The sequence below is a fragment of the Aulosira sp. FACHB-615 genome (assembly GCF_014698045.1).
In the GTDB taxonomy this organism is placed as follows: domain Bacteria; phylum Cyanobacteriota; class Cyanobacteriia; order Cyanobacteriales; family Nostocaceae; genus Nostoc_B.
In genome coordinates this window covers 364,108-383,657 of the sequence record NZ_JACJSE010000005.1, presented here as the reverse complement: position 1 = coordinate 383,657, position 19,550 = coordinate 364,108, and the positions used below count along the sequence as shown (strand labels likewise).

Genomic DNA, 19,550 nt, shown 5'->3' with positions numbered 1-19,550 from the left:
AGTATATTTTATTACTTTTATATACTGTAAATGCTGAGTCATGAATACTGATGTTTCACTCAGCACTCAGCACTCAGCACTTTACACTCTTACAGGTTGCCGTTGCGAAAAGCCAATACAAAAATTACAGCAGGGCCAGCAATGACAATTAATGCAACAGAAAGCAGTTGGAAAATAACTTCCCAGTTGATGCTGGTGAAAGTGCTAATAATACCGTCTAACATTTTTTCTCTTTCCTCCCAATTGTCTTAAAAAGTTCGATAATCAATCAGTTGCAAAACCCGCAATTGATCATATCCGGGAACGGTGTGTGATTTTTAATTTACTTAACAAAATTATAGGAAAAAACACAAAATGGCAAACTGGCAATGTGTCAAGCAATGTGGAGCCTGCTGCAATCTCGACCCTAGCGATCGTCCCGACCTAGACGAATATCTCGCGCCGGAAGAGTTGGAACTGTACCTGAGTATGGTAGGCGAAGATGGTTGGTGTATTAATTTCGACCATACCACGAGAGAATGCCAGATTTACCCCAACCGCCCGCGTTTTTGCCGTGTAGAAGTCGAATCATTTCAAGATATGTATGGCATTGAACCAGAAGAACTGAATGATTTTGCCATAGATTGCTGTCGCCAACAGATTGAAGGGGTATATGGCGATCGCTCTTTAGAAATGCTGCGCTTCGACAAAGCCGTGGGGATTTAAACTTATGTGAAGTTGATTCTAATCTACAACATCTTTTTTAGCTCTTAAAACTCGATATTGTTGGGTTTCGCTATGGCTCCACCCAACCTAACATCTTTTTCAGCAAGCCCTATTTCGTGGGTGAGTATCAAACATTAAAATTTGGTAGTTGATTTAGCAGAAAATCTATACACAAACCGTAAATCTGACAGCCGCAATAAGCCAAAATTCTTATAGGCGAGAATTCGAGAAGATTGAACATGGACATCAAAAACGGCTTCATTGGTACTGTAGGTAATACACCCCTGATTCGGTTAAACAGTTTTAGTGAAGAAACAGGATGCGAAATTCTGGCTAAAGCCGAGTTTCTCAACCCTGGTGGTTCAGTCAAAGACCGAGCCGCACTGTATATTATTGAAGATGCAGAAGAAAAAGGTTTACTCAAACCCGGTGGTACTGTAGTGGAAGGAACCGCAGGTAACACTGGTATTGGACTGGCGCATATTTGCAACGCTAAAGGCTACAAATGCCTAATCATTATTCCTAATACTCAGTCCCAAGAAAAAATCGATGCACTCACAGCGTTAGGTGCGGAAGTTCGACCAGTCCCTGCCGTTCCTTATAAAGACCCGAATAACTATGTCAAGCTATCTGGTAGAGTTGCCGCAGAATTAGATAACGCCATTTGGGCAAATCAGTTTGATAATTTAGCGAATCGCCGCGCCCACTACGAAACTACAGGCCCAGAAATTTGGACACAGACAGATGGTAAAATAGACGGATGGGTGGCTGCAACTGGTACAGGTGGAACCTTTGCTGGTGTGGCATTGTACCTGAAAGAACAAAATCCGGCGATTAAATGTGTTGTTGCCGATCCTCTAGGTAGTGGACTTTATAGCTATATCAAAACTGGCGAAATCCATTTAGAAGGTAATTCTATTACTGAAGGCATTGGTAACAGTCGAATCACAGCCAATATGGAAGGCGCACCTGCTGATGATGCCATTCAAATCGATGACACAGAAGCTTTGCGTGTCGTTTACCAATTGCTACGAAAAGATGGCCTCTTGATGGGTGGTTCGACAGGTATTAATGTGGCGGCGGCTGTTGCTTTGGCAAAACAATTAGGCCCTGGACACACCATTGTCACCATTCTTTGTGATAGTGGTTCCCGCTATCAGTCACGCATATTTAACCGTGATTGGCTGGCTTCTAAAGGACTATCAGTAAATTATTAACAGGAAATAGTTTGACAAGCTCAGTGATTACCTGCGCGGACTAGTCAATAGTCAATGGACATCTCCAGTTGACTGATGACTATTGACTATTGACAAATGACTATTGACAAATGACAAACATCACTCAACCATCAAATTCAGGGGCTAGTAGTCAAGCATCTACTCACAGGTGTGTGCGGGTGTGCCAAAATCGCACCTGTAAAAAGCAAGGCGCAGCTAAGGTTTTAGAAGCTTTGGCAAATTTACCAGCCCCCGCAGATGTGACTGTAACAGCTAGTAGTTGTTTGGGACAATGCGGTAACGGGCCGATGGTGTTGGTTCTACCGGATATGGTTTGGTATAGCGGTGTGCAAGCCGATGAAGTACCTCTATTCGTAGAACAACATCTACGCTGTGGTGAAAGAGTCAAACAGATGCTTTATTATCGGTTTCATCCTCAAGGATAAATAAATATCTTGCGCCAAGCGACTGAAGTCGCGGCTACACAAACAAAACCCGCACTTCGACAAGCTCAGTGACCACCTGCGCGGGTTCTAAATCCTTAATTTTGTATTAGTTTAGGTGGTGTGCAACTTTCTCTCAAACCTAACCCCCAACCCCTTCCCTCGTAGGGAAGGGGGGGCAAGATTCAAAGCCTCTCCCCGAAGCGGAGAGAGGTTTGGAGAGGGGTTTCAAGAATAAGTCGCACATTGCTAGTTTGTATAGCCGTGAATTCCATTAGTCGGGTCTAGATGCAAGAGATGAATAAATCTACAGCAAATTTTCAGTGAGTGAAGTACACAATTGTGTCCTCAAAGCTAGGTAAAAAGTCTATTATCATTCTGACTTCTGACTTCTGACTTCTGACTTCTGACTTCTGAATTCTGCTGTAATTACAAACAACCAGGTCTGCTCTATTGTTGACTCAAGTGAGGCATCCGATGAATATTCAGCAGCTACGTCAATCATTAAAAATGAAGTGGCTGGGTTACTATCAACAAAATCGTCCCTGGCTAGTGAAAATGCGAGTTTGGGGAAATTATCATGGCCTGCGAAGACCATCATCTGGCTTTATTTTGGCGACTTTATCTGTTCTAGAACCAGAGTTTGAGCAGATGCTGAGTTTTATGATGGATCTGAATAATAATCCTGATGATATAGTGACAGCTTTGGGGCTGAATTTTAATCCTGATGAGGAGTTGCGTTTAACAAACTTAGATGAAGCTGCGCCGATAAAAGAGTTTGCTGAAAATAAATCGCTTGAGGAACAACCGGTGCGATCGCTCGCTACAGCTAACGATATCATTCCTCAATCTCCAGCTACCATCCAACATCCCGAAAACATCACTTCTGACTCGCCACAGGCGCACCAACCCTTACCAGCCTTTGCAGTTGCGACTAACGTGAGCCTCAAATCTTCTCATAAATCACGCCAAAATAAACCAATCTCAGCTTTAGCCTTGGCTACAACAGTTCCTAACAATGGTAAAACTGTCGCCCTAGCAGTGGAACTTCCTAATTATGGCAAACTAATGCCCAGAAGCATTGTAGTTTCTCGCCAAACAGCAGTAAAAAGTCAGACGAAAACCGCACCATCTTTGATTGAGACTACTGAAGTGTCTACTAATGGCAAATCACTACAAAATTTAAAAACTCAGCCTTTGACTCATACTCATGCCCGTAGTCTAGCTTCTTGGGTAGATGAATTTTGTCAAGGTAGAGGGTGAAAAGCAATTAGGGACTTCCAACTTAAAAAATATACTATCACTGTGTAGGCAGAGGGGCAGGGAGCAGGGGAAGAGGGGACAGGGGAGACAAGGGAGACAAGGGAGGAGATGAAGTTTGACTCAGTAAGTTGGTGCAATAGGAATTGGGAACAAAGATTGTCTGTGAAGAATGGGTATAAGGGTGTCAGGGTTTTGAACACCTATACCCCTACGGAGAAGTCAAAAGTCAGAGAATTTTTGACTTTTAACTTTTGACTTTTGACTTGATTTTGCCCCTACACCCATTCTTTGCAAAAGGCTCTAGCAATCAGCTTGCTTTTTTAATTTGTCTGTGTTAGGTTTTGTTTGTACTCTAAACAACGGTAAATCGCTCGATAAACCGATGTTTAAGGACACGATATCACAGCTAAATGGGCGGTAATTATAGGAGAGTACTGGAGTTAATCTCTAGGCTCTCATCTTTCTTATGAACAGCAAAGGTTGTGATCGCTATTTCGTCAGCAGTGAAATTAGCAAGTGCGATCGCTTAGTAACTTGAACGAACAATATTTTTTGATTTATGACTAAAGTTTTAATTCTTGATGCTAATCAACAACCCCTATCTCCAGTACGCATCAGTCATGCCAGAGCATTATTGTCTCAAGGAAGAGCAACTGTCTTTCAAAGATATCCCTTCACAATTATTTTGAAAGAGTCTTTTTCGCAAATCCAGCTAGAGCAGCTTGGTTTTAAACTCCAACTCAGTACTGTTGTTACCAAACACAAAAAAGCGGGGATGGATACAAGTTCCTTTGGCAAGCGCAGTTATCGTTAACAGAAAACAGGGGAGATATGCAAGTTATCACTCCTGGTTATGATGTCAACTTCCCCTGAATTAATAGTATACAACTGTAACTCTATAGATTTATAGTATTTTATAAACTCTGGAGAAATATTCTCATGACTAGCTTGATATTTCGCTACTTAATTGATCGGTGGCGATCGCTAATTCAATTTCTCAATCTATCCTTACAAAAATCTCCCAGATTGCGCTTTCATACTACACCTTTGCCCATAGCTGGAGCTTTCATTACAGGTCTTTGTTTGAGTTTGTTGTTTGCAGCTTGCTCATCACCATCTAATGTGAGTACTCCTAATGCTAGTGCCAATCCAGTTAGCAATTCAGCACCTCAAGAAGCTAAGGTAATCAGATTTGGTTATCAAAAATCCCTGATTTTGCTGAAGACTAAAGGAGTGTTAGAAAAGCGATTTGCGCCAGAAGGAAAATCTGTAGAATGGATTGAATTTCCTGCCGGGCCACAACTACTAGAAGCGATGAATGTTGGTAGTATTGACTTTGGTCATGTCGGCGAATCTCCACCAATCTTTGCTCAAGCCGCAGGTGCCGCATTGACCTATGTGGCTGGTATTGCACCTAGTCCAGCAGGTTCAGCAATTCTTGTCCCAGAAAATTCTCCCATTAAGCAACTGAGTGACCTAAAAGGTAAAAAAATCGCCTTTCAAAAAGGTTCTAGCGCCCATTTATTACTAGTTCAAGCTCTAGAAAAAGGGGGAGTAAAATATAGTGAAATTGAGCCAAAATATTTACCACCCGCAGATGCACGAGCAGCTTTTGTCAAAGGTAGTATTGACGCTTGGGTAATTTGGGACCCGTTTTATGCAGCAGCCCAAAAAGCCACGAATGCTCGTGTACTTGTTGACGGCACAGGCATTAATAAGCAAGGGGGATATTATATCGGTAGCCGTAAGTTTGTCACCGAAAATCCTCAAAGTGTGAAGGCCATTTTAGAAGAAATTCAAAAACTAGAAGAATGGTCAGCACAAAATCGAGATGAAGTTGCCCAAACTCTTGCACCTGTATTGGGTATTGACTTAGAAACAATGAAAAAGGCAACTAGTAGACGTAGTTTTGGTGTAGTGCCAATTGATGACAATCTCATCAATCTACAACAAGGAGTTGCTGATACCTATTATCAACTCAAGTTAATTCCTAAAGAGGTGAAGGTTAGAGATGCACTTTTAACCAAAGAACAATATGCGGCATTTTCACCCAAGACGTAACACCGTTTCAGTCATGAAAAGTTGCAATTACATCACCTATCTTTACCTATGAGCAATCCTACAGAACTTTTACAATCGCGCTATGGTGAACTTCCTTTTAATTCCCAAATTGATTGGAATGAATCACTGACAACCTTACTATCTCATCGTTCCATCCGTTCTTATCTCAGTGATCCTCTACCACCAGGAACACTAGAAATTTTAGTCACAGCCGCGCAGTCTGCATCGACATCTTCTAATCTGCAAACCTGGAGTTTAGTGGCCGTTGAAGATTCCCAACGTAAAGAAGAACTATCAAAACTAGCGGGTAATCAAGCACATATTCGACAAGCACCGCTATTTTTGGTTTGGTTAGCAGACTTGGCGCGACTGAGTTATGTTGCCGATAGTCGCGGTATCAGCCGTGAAGCTTTAGACTATTTAGAAATGTTTGTTATGGCAACTGTGGATGCTACCTTAGCTGCTCAAAACGCCACGATCGCAGCTGAATCTTTAGGCTTGGGAACGGTATACATCGGTGGGATTCGCAACCGCCCAGAAGAAGTAGCACGCATCCTCAACTTACCTTCATCTGTATATGCGGTATTTGGTTTATGTGTGGGTTATCCCAACCCCGAAGTAAATGCAGCCATCAAACCACGTCTACCACAGTCAGCAGTGCTGCATCGAGAAACATATAAATTAGCTGAACAAGATGAAGCGATCGCCCACTACAACGACATCATCAAACAGTTTTATACTGAACAACAGATGAACATTGCTGGGGATTGGTCACAACATTCTTCAGAGCGCATTGCCACAGTAGAATCTTTAAGAGGACGCGATCGACTGCGTGAAGCCTTAAATAATCTTGGTTTTCAGTTGCGATAAAGAAAAATTCAGCAGTCAATGAATAATATTAGGAACAGGCAGAGGTGAATAGGACTTACGCAAAAAAACGAAAAAATAAGGTTTTATAAAAGGGTGTAAGGGTGTAAGTATCCAAAACCCTCACACCCAATCCCCACAGAAAATTTTGATGCGTAAGTCCTGGTGAAGATAAACCCCTACATTTATATAAATGTAGGGGTTTTAAAATGCGCGATCGCTTACTAAAGTGAAACCTTATCCTAATTTAAATTCAAATAATTTATGACTTATACCAATTCACGAAATTATTGATACAAATCACTTCCTCTGTACTTCTGCTTCTGTTCGCCGAGCGACTTGTACCGAGCGTTCGCGCAGCGTCTCCGTCAGGAGAAGTCGAGGTGCTACTTGTATATCTCTATCATTTTGAAAGTGAGATGGCACTATACCAATTTAAGAAAAGAATGCGACAGATAGAAATCAGGAAAGTCTTACTGGAGCTAGATTTTTTAATTGCGTTAGCGAGCGTCATTGCGAATTGGTATTAAGCAGTGAGATGAAAAATCAAGGGTTGGGTAAAGAGTGAAGAAGTGTAGGCATGAAAAACCTCTCTCCCCAGAATGATGATCATTTTAATAACTGTTTATTCTCTTCTCTAGAAGTTTCTTAACAATATGAGTCGAAGCATACCCTAGGACTATGTTTGTGGCTATAACTCTTGAAAATACTTACTCAGCAATCTGCAATGCGTTAGCGTGTACCGCTACCATGCTGGCTATCAGGAAGTCCATAATTTGGCGGCACATAAACATCTGTTAACTCTTGAAAATTACCATTAGAGCTTGTAAAACTGCTATTTTCGGTATTAGTCAAAGCATTAGCTACTAAATCGTGAAAATTTACTCTAGCATCAGCAATTTTCGGAATCGCTAAACAGGCGCTTACACACAATATCAAAATACTTGTGATTTTTAAGTTTGTCGCCATCAAGTTTCTATCTATTTTTTGCATTCTGATTTCACCCAGTACTTTTTTTACCTACATCCGATGCGGAATTAGTTTCGCGGAAAAATTAAACTTTAGTAAAATTTTTTATTTCTCAGAAAAATCTTTGAGTAAAAAACTTGGGACAGAAAATCTGCTCAACACTTAAGAAATATACCTAAAGGTTGCTAACAGACATCAGCCAAAAGTTAGAACTCGTAGCGATGATGTTGTTCGAGGTTCGTTAATTACCTCTAGAGTCAGGCGCGGAAACATAAAATCTTAATATATTCTTTATATTTCTGCGGCAAACCCCCATCTTGACTCGTAGCAAATAATACTAAAAAACTCAGTATTTCCGAGGTAAATTTGGTACATCTCCGCAAAAACCAGGAGTTGAGAGTACAAAAATGGCTCATTTCGTGATTTCTTTATCAAAATTTAATTTATGAAAGTAAGTATAATTCAAAATTAGTTTAAGTAGTGTTACTCATATATAAATTTTTAGACTAAATAAATCACAATACAATAAATCTTTACATGCTCAGTATAGTACAATTTTACTATAAAAATCCAGACATAAAACATTCAGCCATTGGTTACAATGGCTGAGACTATTGTCTATTGTAAAAATTACTGATTTTTTTAATTTTTGCTGACCGTTCAAGTCAACTCATATCGGTTTTTACCTAAGTGTTTAGCCCGGTACATAGCTGAATCGGCTTGTTTAATCAGGGTTTCTGCATCTTGGCTATTTGTCGGATAAACACTGATGCCAATACTGGCAGAAACTTTAGTGGTGTATCCTGATAGCACAATTGGTTCGGTTAGGCTGGCGAGAATTTTTTCTGCAACTCTAGCCGCCACTGAAACTTCAGGAATTGCGCGGAGAATGACTGTAAATTCATCACCACCCAGCCGGGAGACAGTATCACTACCGCGCAAACAATTACTGAGTCTTTGGGAAACAATCACCAACAAGCGATCGCCCATATCATGCCCCAAAGTATCGTTAATATGTTTAAAGCCATCCAAGTCAATAAACAGCAGTCCCAGCAACAAGTTGTTGTTTTGCGACCATTGTAAAGATTCTTGAAGTTGTTCAAGAAAGAATTTGCGATTCGATAAGCCTGTCAGGGGATCGTGATAAGCCAGATACCGTAAATGGTCTTCTTTGAGTTTTAATTCTGTATTAGAGCGAAATAACTCAGCCGCAGTGCGTCGTAGTTCTTCTTCCATCAGCTTGCGCTGGGTAATATCTCGAATCACTCCCACTAAGAAAAAATTACCAGCCGCATCTTTGTGGAGCGATCGCTTCGTAGCAATTAGATGGGTTTGACCCGCAGCATTAGTAAATTCTTCTTCATTTTCGCGCGGTTTTTGGGTGAGAAATACTAAATCATCTTGTTCTCGAAAAACATCAGCTTCATGGCGTGGGAAAAATTCATAATATGACTTTTCCAGCAACAGACTATCAGGATAACCAATGAATTGGCAGTAAGCATCATTTAAGACAATCCACTGATGTTTTTCATTTTTGACAAAAATGGGGTCAGGAATAGAATTAATGACTTGATGCAAAAACTCCTTAGAGCGTTTCAATTCTTCCTGCATATATGCAATATGAATAATCATCCAAATTGAGGCGCTACTCAAGCCAAGAGTTGCCGGGATTAATGGTAGCCACCAACCCAGTAAAAAAGCTAGATAACTACTTAAAAAAAGTATAAATAAAGATACTAAAATACTGGGAATACTTTTACTAAAAGTCTTAATCTGCCAAATGATTAACGAACCCAAATAAGACCAAGTAAAAATCCATAAACACTCCCATAATTTCGCCCAAACTCTTAATAATGGTCTTCCTGTCAAAGCAGAGGAGATTAACTCACTCACAAAGTAAGCTTGCAGTTCAATCCCTGCTACTGGCTTGGTTGTACCTAACATTTGGCTAGAGTAGGGAATAAATGCAAAGTCTTGCAAACTGGGAGCAGTGGAACCAATCAACACAATGCGATCGCGTATCCAACTAACTGGCACTTTGCCATCTAAAACATCACTCATAGAGATTTGACGGAAATTACAAAATTCACCAGCAACTTTTTTACATGATGGTTTAGGAAAATTAGATAAAATTTGATAGCCGCGATCGTCTGCCCTCACATAACCACCATCATTGGCTTGAAAACGGGTAAGTATAGCCTTGCCTAATCGGACATAATCACTATTTTTAGCAGCTTTTTTTGGGGTAATTTTTTGGTCTTGTAAATAGAGTAATGCTAACTTTAAGGCAAAACTTTCATAGTGTTGATCATTCATGTGAAGATACAACAAATTCCGCCTGACTTTGCCATCATAGTCGTACAGTAAATTATTAAAACCAACTTGGTTTGGGTTCAGTTTTAGAGGCGGCAGAACACGCATATTGCGGTTCTGGTTTAATAGTTGAATACCGATTAAATTTGGCATTGAACTATAAAGATTAACTAGTTCTTGGTGTCCTGGATTGACTGCTAAATCTCGATATATATCTAAGCCAATCACACGAGGTTGATGCACTTGTACTTTCTGCAATAAATTAGCAATCACGCCATCAGGAATCGGCCAAGAACCCACTCGCCGCAAAGAATCTTCATCAATTGCTACAATCGTGATCCGTTCTTCTGGTTCTTCGGTTGGACGTAAGCGAAAAAATTGATCCAACCCGGCTAACTCTAAGGATTGAAACACTCCGACAAAGCGTAACAATATAATGCAGGTCGCCACAATACCAGCAACAACTAATTCTTTATATTTTCGCTCAAGTGACTGTTGCAGGTTCCAACTCAAAAATAACCTGACAAAATGCTTGTCTAGCTGCTTATTCATTCCCAATTACCTAGTAGGGAGAAATACTTTCAATTACTACAGATATCAAAAACTAGCCGACACTCAGTAAATATCCCGAAGATGCTCCAGTGTTGATTGGAGAAAATTTTATCAGTATTGTTATCTTCCACCAAATAATTTGCAATAGTGTTAGCAAAGAATAACTCATCATGATTAATGATTAAGCAAAGGTTAACCAGTATTGCTGTATCAAAGAAGAACAGGTGCAGTATAAATATTGATTGCTAATAAAAAGTATATTTTCGTTATCGAAAAGGTAAATGAAGGATTTTAATAATTTGTTGTCACTTATACTAACGCTGAAAAAGAAAATTGCAAAAAAATAAGTCAACTGGGAATATGAATTGTGATATTCAGCCAGTTGACGAGCAAAAGTGAGAATTAATTTAGAAAAACAATTGCGCTGACGTTGATTACTTAAAATATTTAAAATTTGTTGGGCCGGTATAACCAGTAATCTTGGCTAGTTCTGTGAGGTTTTGCACGCCACTATAAGTTTGACCATTAATAATCCAAGTCGGGAAGGCTTGGATGTTTGCAGCGCGGCACAATTCTGGTTTACCTTTAGGACTGTCGCCTGCACACTCAACCTTCACTTTCTCGTTAATAATTTGGTAAGCTTCTTTACCAAAAATTAGCTTTTGTTCGTGGCAATGAGGACACCAGTAGGCAACATATTCTTTCGCACCGACTTTGGCTAAATGTTGTGCTAGGGCGATTTCGGCTTCTCCAGAGTTGGTGGTGATTTCCCAACCGTATTCCGGGTTAGGCGTTTGTGCCGGTGTCGGGATAAATGAAATTCTTTGTTGTCCGGTGGAACCAGGCGTTTGTGATGTATTCACACCTGCATACACACCCAAAGTCCCAATCAGTGTCACCATTGCCACAATCAAAGCCGTAAATAAAATTTGTCCGATATCTTCCCAGGTACGTCCCAGAATTGTGAGAGTTAACAAACTGAGGGAGAAGAATGCCGAGGCTAAACAGTAAGGACACAAGGCTTTGATTTGAAAAGCCAGCACATACATTAAATAGCCACTGAACACAGACATGGCAATTGCTCCCACCAACAACAGCAGCCAAGTCCAATTTTCGATTTGTTTACGCTGGTTGCTGTTCTCAGAGTTGATAACTAAGGGCGCTAAAGCAAATATCACCATACTGATATATGCTAAACATCCAAATAATGCCAATGGCTGACCGAAAACCGTACCCCAAGGGCTGGAAAGTACGTCATTACAACCTCTCGTGCCAGCTTGTGCTATGCAGGCGGCGCTGCCTCCTGTTAACTTTTCAATGGTGAGATAGCCAGTGACTAAAGTACCACATCCGGCGATCGCGGCAATTATTGGGCGCGACCATTTATGAATCCAAGGAGTAGAACGGCGGCGAATCATAACTGCGAAGTATGAAGTATGAAGTATGAAGTCTGTAGACACCTTTTGGGTGGCTTCCCGGAGGGTAGTGTGAAGTCTGAAGTATACAAATCCTTCCTACTCCCCACTCCCTACTTACTAAGAATGTAACTTTATTTGTTGGGTTGATTTGCTGGGGCTTTTAGAGTTCCAAGTGCGATGGGCTGCTTCAACAAATTGACTGACGCGAATCGGATCAATTGGTTGCTCAATGCGACCATGACGTTTTAAGGAACTGGAAACTATCACCCCATCTGCTGCCTGCAACAGTGTAGCAACATTTTCCCAGTCGGCTCCACTACCGATAAATACTGGTGTGCCTTTGGCTGCACCGCTCGCTAGTTCTAAATCTTCCTCGGTGGGAGGACTACCTGTCGCCCAGCCAGATAAAATTACTGCGTCTGCTAAACCGCGTTCAATTGTGTCTTGAACCGCAACTGTTAAATTAGGTGAACTTAAAGGCCGGGCGTGCTTGACTAAAACATCTGCCAAAATTTTGACATCAGAGCCTAATTCTCGCCGATAGCGCAATAATTGGTGGGCTTCACCTTCAATTAATCCTTGGTCAGTGGCCATGACTCCAGTTAACACATTCACTCGGATAAATTGCGCCCGCACACAACTGGCGATCGCGATCGCACTTTTGGCATCATTCCGCAATACATTTAAACCTATCGGCAAGGTTACTAAATTTTGTATCCTCTGCACTACCACCGTCATCGCACTCACAACGGCTGGGTCTACTTGGTTTTTCGTAAATGGCGCGTCGAAAAAGTTCTCGACAATAATGCCATCTACGCCGCCACTGGCAAGAGCAGTTGCTTCTTGTTCAGCACGGTCAATTACGGCTTTTAGGCTCCCTCCCCAACGGGGTGAGGTGGGTAATGGCAGTAGGTGAACTACGCCAATAATTGGTGTACGAGTTTTAAAGGTCTGATATAAGTCCACGTCTTCAAAAGATTATTCAGAGATCAGGGATTAGGGATTGGATTTTAGGATTAAAATTCACCTAGCTCCTATTTTCTCGTCTTACGTCCCTACTTCCTTGATTAGCATTCATGTTTTCTCTGGCACTGGTTTTACTACCTCCATCTGGGGATGGAATTTGGCATAAAACGTTCCATAAGATATGTTAAGATAAAACCTGGCTACAAGAGGAGTTTGCCACTCATAAGACGCAAGGCACCTTCCCGTGGCTTGGGCATCTTGCCTGAGCGTTAGGGTAGCATTACTGCTTGATTAGGCGTAGTCGCCAGCGCGATTTCCCTGAGGGTAGCGACTTCTCACAACCAGCCTTTTGGGCGGCTTCCCGACGGGTAAATTAGCAACGCATACGCTACGGTAGTGTAAAATACTAACAGGCGATTTGTTAAAAAATATTACAAGTGTCAAAAATAATCAAAGACACTCCAATTTACCCTGGGAAACAAATAGTAGACATATCATAACATGGCCTCAATTTGTATAGGTCATAGCAAAGACAGTTACTGGTAGTGGAAAAATCCACCTAAGTGTTGTCAGCTTCAAGGCGTGCATCACAAAGAGCGAAGTCACTGCGCTTTGTGTGACTAAAAGAAAAAATCTTAGATATGAAAGTATGGGTGAAAAGCCAACAATAGCAATATCTCATTTGGGCTGCGAAAAAAATCGAATAGATACAGAACACATGCTAGGGCTGCTGGTAGAAGCAGGTTATGGCGTAGATACAAACGAAGAGTTAGCAGATTACGTTATCGTTAATACTTGTAGTTTTATTGAAGCAGCAAGAGAAGAATCTGTCAGAACTTTAGTAGAATTGGCAGAGGCTAATAAAAAAATCGTGATCACAGGCTGCATGGCGCAGCATTTCCAAGAGCAATTATTGGAAGAGTTGCCCGAAGCCGTAGCCGTGGTTGGTACAGGTGATTATCACAAGATCGTCAATGTGATCGAGCGAGCTGAACAAGGAGAGCGCGTTAAACAAATTAGCGCCGAACCAACTTACATCGCCGATGAAACCACACCGCGTTACCGCACGACAACAGAGGGTGTTGCCTACCTGAGAGTGGCTGAAGGATGCGATTATCGGTGTGCGTTTTGTATTATTCCGTATCTGCGAGGTAATCAGCGATCGCGTACCATTGAATCAATTGTGGCCGAAGCCGAGCAGTTAGCCAGCCAAGGCGTAAAAGAAATCATTTTGATTTCTCAAATTACTACTAACTACGGATTGGATATTTACGGTAAGCCCAAACTCGCCGAATTACTCCGAGCCTTGGGGAAAGTGGACATACCTTGGATTAGGATGCACTATGCCTATCCCACAGGATTGACCCCAGATGTGATTGCGGCAATCCAAGAAACACCCAACGTCTTACCTTACTTGGATTTGCCATTGCAACACTCTCATCCAGAGATTCTGCGCTCCATGAACCGTCCTTGGCAAGGGCGAGTCAACAATGAAATTATTGAGCGCATTAAAACTGCACTACCAGAAGCTGTATTACGGACAACCTTGATTGTTGGTTTTCCCGGCGAAACAGAAGAACATTTTGAGCATCTACTCAACTTCGTGCAGCAGCATGAATTTGACCATGTTGGTGTTTTTACCTTTTCACCAGAAGCAGGAACCCCCGCCTACAGTTTGCCCAATCAGTTACCCCAGGAAATTATGGACGAGCGGCGGCAGAAAATCATGGAAATTCAGCAGCCCATTTCTTGGCAGAAAAATCAACAGGAAGTCGGCAAAATCGTTGATGTCCTGATTGAGCAAGAAAATCCTGAAAGTGGGGAATTAATTGGTCGTTCTAGCAGAAGTTCGCCCGAAGTTGATGGTTTGGTGTATGTCACAGGTGCAGCAAAATTAGGAACCATTGTGCCTGTTGCAATTCGCAGTGCGGATACTTATGACCTCTACGGTCAAGTCGCCCTCAGTCCCACATAGATTTCGATTTCCCAATCTAAACAAAAAGTCAAAAAGCAAAATCTAGGAGAGTTGATGAATCTTTCGTTTATTGAACTAGGAATTTCCCAAGAACGCGCTGAACAATTAGAAAAAATTGGTTTTACCGCACCGACTAACATTCAAATCCAAGCTATTCCCCAACTGTTGTCAGGTCGGGATGTAGTAGGACAGTCTCAAACTGGTACAGGCAAAACAGCAGCCTTTTCTCTACCAATTTTAGAACGGCTGGATGTTAGCCAAAGAGCCGTGCAAGCTGTAGTTTTAACCCCAACCCGCGAATTGGCAATTCAAGTCCATGATGCTGTTAGCCAATTTATTGGTAACAGTGGCTTACGGGCTTTAGCAATTTACGGTGGTCAATCAATTGACCGTCAAATTATGCAGCTCAAACGCGGCGTTCACATTGTTGTCGGCACTCCCGGCCGGGTGATTGACTTGCTAGAGCGCGGTAGCTTGAAATTAGATCAAGTCAAGTGGTTTGTGTTAGATGAAGCCGATGAAATGTTGAGCATGGGCTTTATCGATGATGTGGAGAGAATTTTGTCCCAAGCACCCCAAGAACGGCAAACAGCATTGTTTTCTGCCACAATGCCCCCGTCAATTCGGATGTTGGTGAACAAGTTTTTGCGATCGCCTGTTACCGTTACTGTTGAGCAACCAAAAGCTGCACCCAACAAAATTAACCAAGTAGCTTACTTAATTCCCCGCCACTGGACAAAAGCCAAAGCATTACAGCCAATTCTGGAAATGGAAGATCCAGAAACAGCTTTAATCTTTGTGCGTACCCGCAGAACTGCGGCAGAACTCACCAACCAACTGCAAGCTGCTGGTCACAGCGTGGATGAATATCACGGTGATTTGTCCCAACAAGCCAGAGAACGGTTATTAACCCGCTTCCGTAATCGCCAAGTGCGCTGGGTAGTCGCCACTGATATTGCTGCACGCGGTTTAGATGTTGACCAACTATCCCACGTCATTAACTACGACTTACCCGATAGCGTAGAAACCTACGTGCATCGCATTGGTCGGACTGGTCGTGCTGGTAAAGAAGGTACAGCCATTACCTTGGTTCAGCCTTTTGAGCGTCGCAAACAGCAAATATTTGAGCGTCATAACCGTCAAAGCTGGCAATTACTGTCTATTCCCACCAGGGCGCAAATTGAAGCACGGCACATCAACAAATTGCAAGAACAAGTCAGAGAAGCCCTAAGCGGTGAAAGACTGGCTTCCTTCTTACCGATTGTCAGCGAATTGATTGAACAGTATGATGCTCATGCGATCGCTGCTGCGGCACTGCAACTTGCTTATGATGAAACCCGTCCCGCTTGGTTAAGCTCTGAGGTGGAAGTTCCCGAAGAAGTTCCCGTCGCTAAACCCAAAATCATGAAGCGTCGTGAATTTTCTGGTGACAGAAACCGTTCTTGGAACAAATCAGATGCTAACAACGGTGACGAAGGACGCTCCACACCCAAGCCCAAACTACGCTCAGGTCGTCGTGAAGCCCCCGTTTCTGCCAATCAAAAGCTAGGTTCTTCTGGCGCGAGAGAATCTGCTTCTTAGGTAGTGAGTGCTGAGTGCTGAGTCACCGAAGTTTGCTCAACGGGGGGAACCCCCGCACGCAACTTCTCGCTAAGTGTTTTGATGTGTACTCAGGACTCATAACTTACAACAGTCGCTCACCGTTTCTATCAGCTTGTAGGAACATAGATAAAGATGAACTTTCTATAGTTTTATGTTCACAATTGCAGATTTAGAGCAGCTACAAGCTGAACATCCAGAATGGCAGATGGAACTGGTAGATGGAAGCATCCTAGTTATGGGGCCATCAGATTATATTTCAGAAGAAATAGGGGCTGAGTTAATTCGCTTACTCGGCAATTGGGTACGTCCACGTAAGCTAGGAAGAGTTACTGGTTCTAGTGCTGGTTTTATTCTGCCTAGCTTGGAAACTAATCATGAAAAACGCAATCTCCGCGCTCCAGATGTATCCTTTGTGCGTGCTGACAGACTCAAAACTAGCAAGCGCGATTTTGTAGAATTAGTACCTGACTTGATGGTAGAAATTAAATCCAAGTCAGACCGTGTGAAAACATTAGAAGAAAAGATTCAATTATTTTTAGAACTTGGTTGTACTGTTGGGATTTTGATTGATCCAGATGAGTTGATATTAAAAGTTTATCGGCTGAATCAAGCACCAGTAATTTTACAAAATAACAATAAATTGACACTACCAGATTTACTTCCTGGTTGGGAGTTAACGATATCAGAATTGTGGCCGCCTGTATTTGAATAAGAGGCTAGAGGCTAGGGACTAGGGATTAGAATTTAGAGAGTTAAACAGCAGATAAACTTGCCTTGTGTTGATAAAGTACTTATGACTCAAGCTCTACGCAAAACAGTAACGTTTGCAGAATTCGTCAGTTGGAAACCTGATGGAGAACTCTATGAATTGCACGATGGAGTAGTTGTTAAAATGGCACAACCATTAGGAGGTCATGAAGAGGTTACAGGCTTTTTATCTATACAGTTAGCTGTTCAGTGTTATCAATCACGCCTACCTTATTTGATACCTAAGACAGCATTAGTTAAGCCAATTGATAGCGAGTCTGCCTATTCACCAGATATTTTAATATTAAACCAAGCTAATTTGATGAACGAGCCTTTATGGCAACAAGAATCAACTGTAAGCCAAGCAGCTTCTATTCCATTAGTTATTGAGGTCGTAAGTAGTAATTGGCGCGATGATTACTACAAAAAATATGGTGAATATGAGGGAATTGGCATTCGTGAATATTGGATTGTAGATTATTTAGGATTAGCTGCTAAAAAGTTTGTTGGCGACCCGAAACAACCGACTATTTCTATTTACTCGTTGGTTGATGATGAGTACCAAGTGATTCAATTTAAAGGTGATGATTGCATCGAGTCGCCAACATTCCCAGAGTTAAATTTAACTGCAAAACAAATTTTTCAAGCAGGTAGTTAATTCAGCCAAGGACGAGTAATTTTTTCTAATTCTGCGATTTCATCGTTATTTAATGTCCAACCTAAAGCGCCAGCATTTTGTTTGACTTGTTCGGCTGTTTTTACACCAGCGATGGGAATCACATTACCTTGGGCAATTAACCAGTTTAGTGCAACTTGCGCCGGGGTGCGATGACCTACGGTCGGTCGTAGACCATCGCGTTTTTCGCCAATCTCACGCAATAAAGATATCACTGGCGCAATTTTTTCCAAGCCTTCTTTACCAAATTTTGGGTCTATCTTTCTAGCACCGCTTAATTTTTCGAGATTTTCCGGCGTGTATTTACCTGTGAGTAATCCTTGGGCTAGAGGGCTGTAAGCTAAAATTGTGACACCAAGCTCACGGGCGGTTGCAATAATTCCACTACTTTCTACTTGACGAGTCAGTAAAGAATAACGTACTTGGTTGACAGCTAAAGGAACGCCCCTAGCTGCTAATATTTGATGGGCTTCTCGCATTTGGGCAGCTGAGTAATTACTGACACCAACTGCGGCAATTCTTCCCCGCTTCACTTCATCGGCTAAGGTGTTCATCAGTGTTTCTTGACTCAAAAAGAAAGCAAACGGCCAATGCACTTGATACAGTTCAATTTTTTCGCGTTGCAGACGTTTGAGGCTTTCTGTTAAGGCATCACTGACAGATTGTCCGGTAAATCGCCAAGGCAGAGGGCCGAATTTTGTGGCAACTTGCACAGGTTGGGTCGTCTGTTTGATAAATTGCCCTAAAAATTTTTCTGACAGTCCCATTCCGTAAACTTCGGCGGTGTCAAAAAAAGTAACACCTGCTTCTAAAGCTGCTGTAAAGGCTGCTTGTAATTGTTCAGGGCCGTAGTCACTGCCATAATTCCAAAACAGTTTATCGCCCCAAGCCCAAGTTCCTATACATAAGGGTGGAACAGTCGGGCCATTTTTGCCTAATGTGATAGTTTCCACGATCGTAATATCTATACATTTACATTTCTTTACTTTCTTAGTGTAGCGTTACAAAAAACTGCGAACGGGAAAACAGACACTGACCTATGTGCAGTTTTTTTGCTTAAAATTTAAGCATACTCAATGACAATTCTATGAAACACATTGCCAGCAACGAGTTACCAGCAACACTCCAACAAATATTTGCAGAAATACAGCGCACTAAAACACCCTTAACTGTTACTCATGATGGGGAACCTTTGGTCATTATCTATCCTGCCAAACCTCAGTCCGAACGCACAGTATTTGGAGCAATGAAAGGTAGTGGTGAAATCTTGGGAGATTTGATTTCGCCAGTTATTCCTGATAACACATGGGAAGCACTTCAGTGAAGCTCTTACTGGATACCCACATCTGGATTTGGTATTTACTTGGTAATGAAAGCTTATCTTCTCAGCTTCAAACCACCATTGCAGCGACAACAACCGAACTGTGGCTAAGTCCAATTAGTATCTGGGAAACGCTACTCTTAGCAGAAAAAGGACGAATATCTTTACAGCCGCATCCAGTTGCATGGATTGATTTAGCTTTAAATACTCTAGAAATCCGTGAAGCACCACTTAACCGCCAAATTGCTATTTTAAGCCGTCAGCTTCAGCTACCACATCAAGATCCTGGTGATCGCTTTATTGCAGCTACCGCAGTTTACCACCAGTTGACTTTAGCTACAGCCGATGCCAATCTCACGAGTGCTTCTTGGTTACAAACTTTAACCTAGCCAAGAAATTTACGGATGATTGTAATAGCTGGAGAGCGATCGCTCTCTACTATACCAACCTTTTTT

General features: G+C 41.9%; 19 protein-coding genes. 13 read left to right on the top strand and 6 right to left on the bottom strand.

Annotated elements, in window-relative coordinates:
• Window positions 1–89 precede the first annotated feature (89 nt).
• The gene (psb30, locus tag H6G77_RS11195) at window positions 90–224 is read right to left on the bottom strand and encodes a photosystem II reaction center protein Ycf12/Psb30 (RefSeq protein ID WP_062296431.1); all 135 of its coding nucleotides are present in this window, start codon (window positions 222–224) and stop codon (window positions 90–92) included.
• Between the two features lie 130 nt (window positions 225–354).
• On the opposite strand from psb30, the gene H6G77_RS11190 reads away from it, so the two are divergent.
• The 7 genes from H6G77_RS11190 (at window position 355) to H6G77_RS11160 (ending at window position 6,559) form a co-directional block, all read left to right on the top strand.
• Window positions 355–705 (top strand): YkgJ family cysteine cluster protein, encoded by a 351-nt coding sequence (locus H6G77_RS11190; RefSeq protein WP_190590420.1) that lies wholly within the window; start codon window positions 355–357, stop codon window positions 703–705.
• Window positions 706–944: 239 nt separating this feature from the next.
• The gene (locus H6G77_RS11185) at window positions 945–1,922 is read left to right on the top strand and encodes a cysteine synthase A (protein WP_190590421.1); all 978 of its coding nucleotides are present in this window, start codon (window positions 945–947) and stop codon (window positions 1,920–1,922) included.
• Window positions 1,923–2,032: 110 nt separating this feature from the next.
• Window positions 2,033–2,368 carry a ferredoxin gene (locus tag H6G77_RS11180; RefSeq protein WP_190871590.1) on the top strand — a complete coding sequence of 112 codons (336 nt, stop codon included), beginning with the start codon at window positions 2,033–2,035 and terminating at the stop codon, window positions 2,366–2,368.
• A gap of 474 nt (window positions 2,369–2,842) precedes the next feature.
• Window positions 2,843–3,628, top strand: coding sequence for a DUF5331 domain-containing protein (locus H6G77_RS11175; protein ID WP_190871589.1), 786 nt, complete (start codon window positions 2,843–2,845; stop codon window positions 3,626–3,628).
• A gap of 559 nt (window positions 3,629–4,187) precedes the next feature.
• On the top strand, window positions 4,188–4,442 hold the full coding sequence (locus H6G77_RS11170) for an RRXRR domain-containing protein (protein WP_190871588.1): 255 nt from the start codon (window positions 4,188–4,190) through the stop codon (window positions 4,440–4,442).
• A 125-nt stretch (window positions 4,443–4,567) separates the two neighbouring features.
• Entirely contained in the window at window positions 4,568–5,689 is a 1,122-nt protein-coding gene (locus H6G77_RS11165; protein WP_190590425.1) for a sulfonate ABC transporter substrate-binding protein, read from the top strand.
• A gap of 48 nt (window positions 5,690–5,737) precedes the next feature.
• Window positions 5,738–6,559: an NADPH-dependent oxidoreductase gene (locus H6G77_RS11160; RefSeq protein ID WP_190590426.1), complete on the top strand. Its 822-nt coding sequence runs from the start codon at window positions 5,738–5,740 to the stop codon at window positions 6,557–6,559.
• 729 nt (window positions 6,560–7,288) lie between these two features.
• Here H6G77_RS11160 and H6G77_RS11155 read toward each other — a convergent pair.
• From H6G77_RS11155 to btpA, 4 genes are all read right to left on the bottom strand, one after another.
• Window positions 7,289–7,549, bottom strand: a complete 261-nt coding sequence (locus H6G77_RS11155; protein WP_242049187.1) for a hypothetical protein — start codon at window positions 7,547–7,549, stop codon at window positions 7,289–7,291.
• A gap of 636 nt (window positions 7,550–8,185) precedes the next feature.
• On the bottom strand, window positions 8,186–10,390 hold the full coding sequence (locus H6G77_RS11150) for a CHASE2 domain-containing protein (RefSeq protein ID WP_190871587.1): 2,205 nt from the start codon (window positions 10,388–10,390) through the stop codon (window positions 8,186–8,188).
• A gap of 434 nt (window positions 10,391–10,824) precedes the next feature.
• Window positions 10,825–11,808 (bottom strand): vitamin K epoxide reductase family protein, encoded by a 984-nt coding sequence (locus H6G77_RS11145; RefSeq protein ID WP_190871586.1) that lies wholly within the window; start codon window positions 11,806–11,808, stop codon window positions 10,825–10,827.
• A 117-nt stretch (window positions 11,809–11,925) separates the two neighbouring features.
• Window positions 11,926–12,774 carry a photosystem I biogenesis protein BtpA gene (gene btpA, locus H6G77_RS11140; RefSeq protein WP_190590428.1) on the bottom strand — a complete coding sequence of 283 codons (849 nt, stop codon included), beginning with the start codon at window positions 12,772–12,774 and terminating at the stop codon, window positions 11,926–11,928.
• 649 nt (window positions 12,775–13,423) lie between these two features.
• Here btpA and rimO point away from each other — a divergent pair.
• The 4 genes from rimO (at window position 13,424) to H6G77_RS11120 (ending at window position 17,756) form a co-directional block, all read left to right on the top strand.
• Complete coding sequence (gene rimO, locus H6G77_RS11135) at window positions 13,424–14,749, top strand: 30S ribosomal protein S12 methylthiotransferase RimO (RefSeq protein WP_190871585.1); 1,326 nt, start codon at window positions 13,424–13,426, stop codon at window positions 14,747–14,749.
• 54 nt (window positions 14,750–14,803) lie between these two features.
• Complete coding sequence (locus H6G77_RS11130; protein ID WP_190590430.1) at window positions 14,804–16,330, top strand: DEAD/DEAH box helicase; 1,527 nt, start codon at window positions 14,804–14,806, stop codon at window positions 16,328–16,330.
• 172 nt (window positions 16,331–16,502) lie between these two features.
• Window positions 16,503–17,063, top strand: a complete 561-nt coding sequence (locus H6G77_RS11125) for a Uma2 family endonuclease (protein ID WP_190871584.1) — start codon at window positions 16,503–16,505, stop codon at window positions 17,061–17,063.
• A gap of 81 nt (window positions 17,064–17,144) precedes the next feature.
• Entirely contained in the window at window positions 17,145–17,756 is a 612-nt protein-coding gene (locus tag H6G77_RS11120) for a Uma2 family endonuclease (RefSeq protein WP_190590432.1), read from the top strand.
• Here H6G77_RS11120 and H6G77_RS11115 read toward each other — a convergent pair.
• Window positions 17,753–18,727, bottom strand: coding sequence for an aldo/keto reductase (locus H6G77_RS11115; RefSeq protein WP_190871583.1), 975 nt, complete (start codon window positions 18,725–18,727; stop codon window positions 17,753–17,755). The two genes, H6G77_RS11120 and H6G77_RS11115, sit on opposite strands and share 4 nt — an antisense overlap.
• 134 nt (window positions 18,728–18,861) lie before the next feature.
• Here H6G77_RS11115 and H6G77_RS11110 point away from each other — a divergent pair, with 134 nt between their 5' ends.
• Window positions 18,862–19,098: a type II toxin-antitoxin system Phd/YefM family antitoxin gene (locus tag H6G77_RS11110; RefSeq protein WP_062295265.1), complete on the top strand. Its 237-nt coding sequence runs from the start codon at window positions 18,862–18,864 to the stop codon at window positions 19,096–19,098.
• A complete protein-coding gene (locus H6G77_RS11105; RefSeq protein WP_199331448.1) occupies window positions 19,080–19,484 on the top strand; it encodes a type II toxin-antitoxin system VapC family toxin in 405 nt (134 codons plus the stop codon). The genes H6G77_RS11110 and H6G77_RS11105 overlap by 19 nt, the downstream gene beginning before the upstream one ends.
• The last annotated feature ends 66 nt before the right edge of the window (window positions 19,485–19,550 follow it).

Excerpts from the sequence above, each read along its gene's own strand:
- psb30 (WP_062296431.1), bottom strand. The coding sequence starts at position 224 with ATGTTAGACGGTATTATTAGCACTTTCACCAGCATCAACTGGGAAGTT.
- H6G77_RS11190 (WP_190590420.1), top strand. The coding sequence starts at position 355 with ATGGCAAACTGGCAATGTGTCAAGCAATGTGGAGCCTGCTGCAATCTC.
- H6G77_RS11185 (WP_190590421.1), top strand. The coding sequence starts at position 945 with ATGGACATCAAAAACGGCTTCATTGGTACTGTAGGTAATACACCCCTG.
- H6G77_RS11180 (WP_190871590.1), top strand. The coding sequence starts at position 2,033 with ATGACAAACATCACTCAACCATCAAATTCAGGGGCTAGTAGTCAAGCA.
- H6G77_RS11175 (WP_190871589.1), top strand. The coding sequence starts at position 2,843 with ATGAATATTCAGCAGCTACGTCAATCATTAAAAATGAAGTGGCTGGGT.
- H6G77_RS11170 (WP_190871588.1), top strand. The coding sequence starts at position 4,188 with ATGACTAAAGTTTTAATTCTTGATGCTAATCAACAACCCCTATCTCCA.
- H6G77_RS11165 (WP_190590425.1), top strand. The coding sequence starts at position 4,568 with ATGACTAGCTTGATATTTCGCTACTTAATTGATCGGTGGCGATCGCTA.
- H6G77_RS11160 (WP_190590426.1), top strand. The coding sequence starts at position 5,738 with ATGAGCAATCCTACAGAACTTTTACAATCGCGCTATGGTGAACTTCCT.
- H6G77_RS11155 (WP_242049187.1), bottom strand. The coding sequence starts at position 7,549 with ATGCAAAAAATAGATAGAAACTTGATGGCGACAAACTTAAAAATCACA.
- H6G77_RS11150 (WP_190871587.1), bottom strand. The coding sequence starts at position 10,390 with ATGAATAAGCAGCTAGACAAGCATTTTGTCAGGTTATTTTTGAGTTGG.
- H6G77_RS11145 (WP_190871586.1), bottom strand. The coding sequence starts at position 11,808 with ATGATTCGCCGCCGTTCTACTCCTTGGATTCATAAATGGTCGCGCCCA.
- rimO (WP_190871585.1), top strand. The coding sequence starts at position 13,424 with ATGGGTGAAAAGCCAACAATAGCAATATCTCATTTGGGCTGCGAAAAA.
- H6G77_RS11130 (WP_190590430.1), top strand. The coding sequence starts at position 14,804 with ATGAATCTTTCGTTTATTGAACTAGGAATTTCCCAAGAACGCGCTGAA.
- H6G77_RS11125 (WP_190871584.1), top strand. The coding sequence starts at position 16,503 with ATGTTCACAATTGCAGATTTAGAGCAGCTACAAGCTGAACATCCAGAA.
- H6G77_RS11120 (WP_190590432.1), top strand. The coding sequence starts at position 17,145 with ATGACTCAAGCTCTACGCAAAACAGTAACGTTTGCAGAATTCGTCAGT.
- H6G77_RS11110 (WP_062295265.1), top strand. The coding sequence starts at position 18,862 with ATGAAACACATTGCCAGCAACGAGTTACCAGCAACACTCCAACAAATA.
- H6G77_RS11105 (WP_199331448.1), top strand. The coding sequence starts at position 19,080 with ATGGGAAGCACTTCAGTGAAGCTCTTACTGGATACCCACATCTGGATT.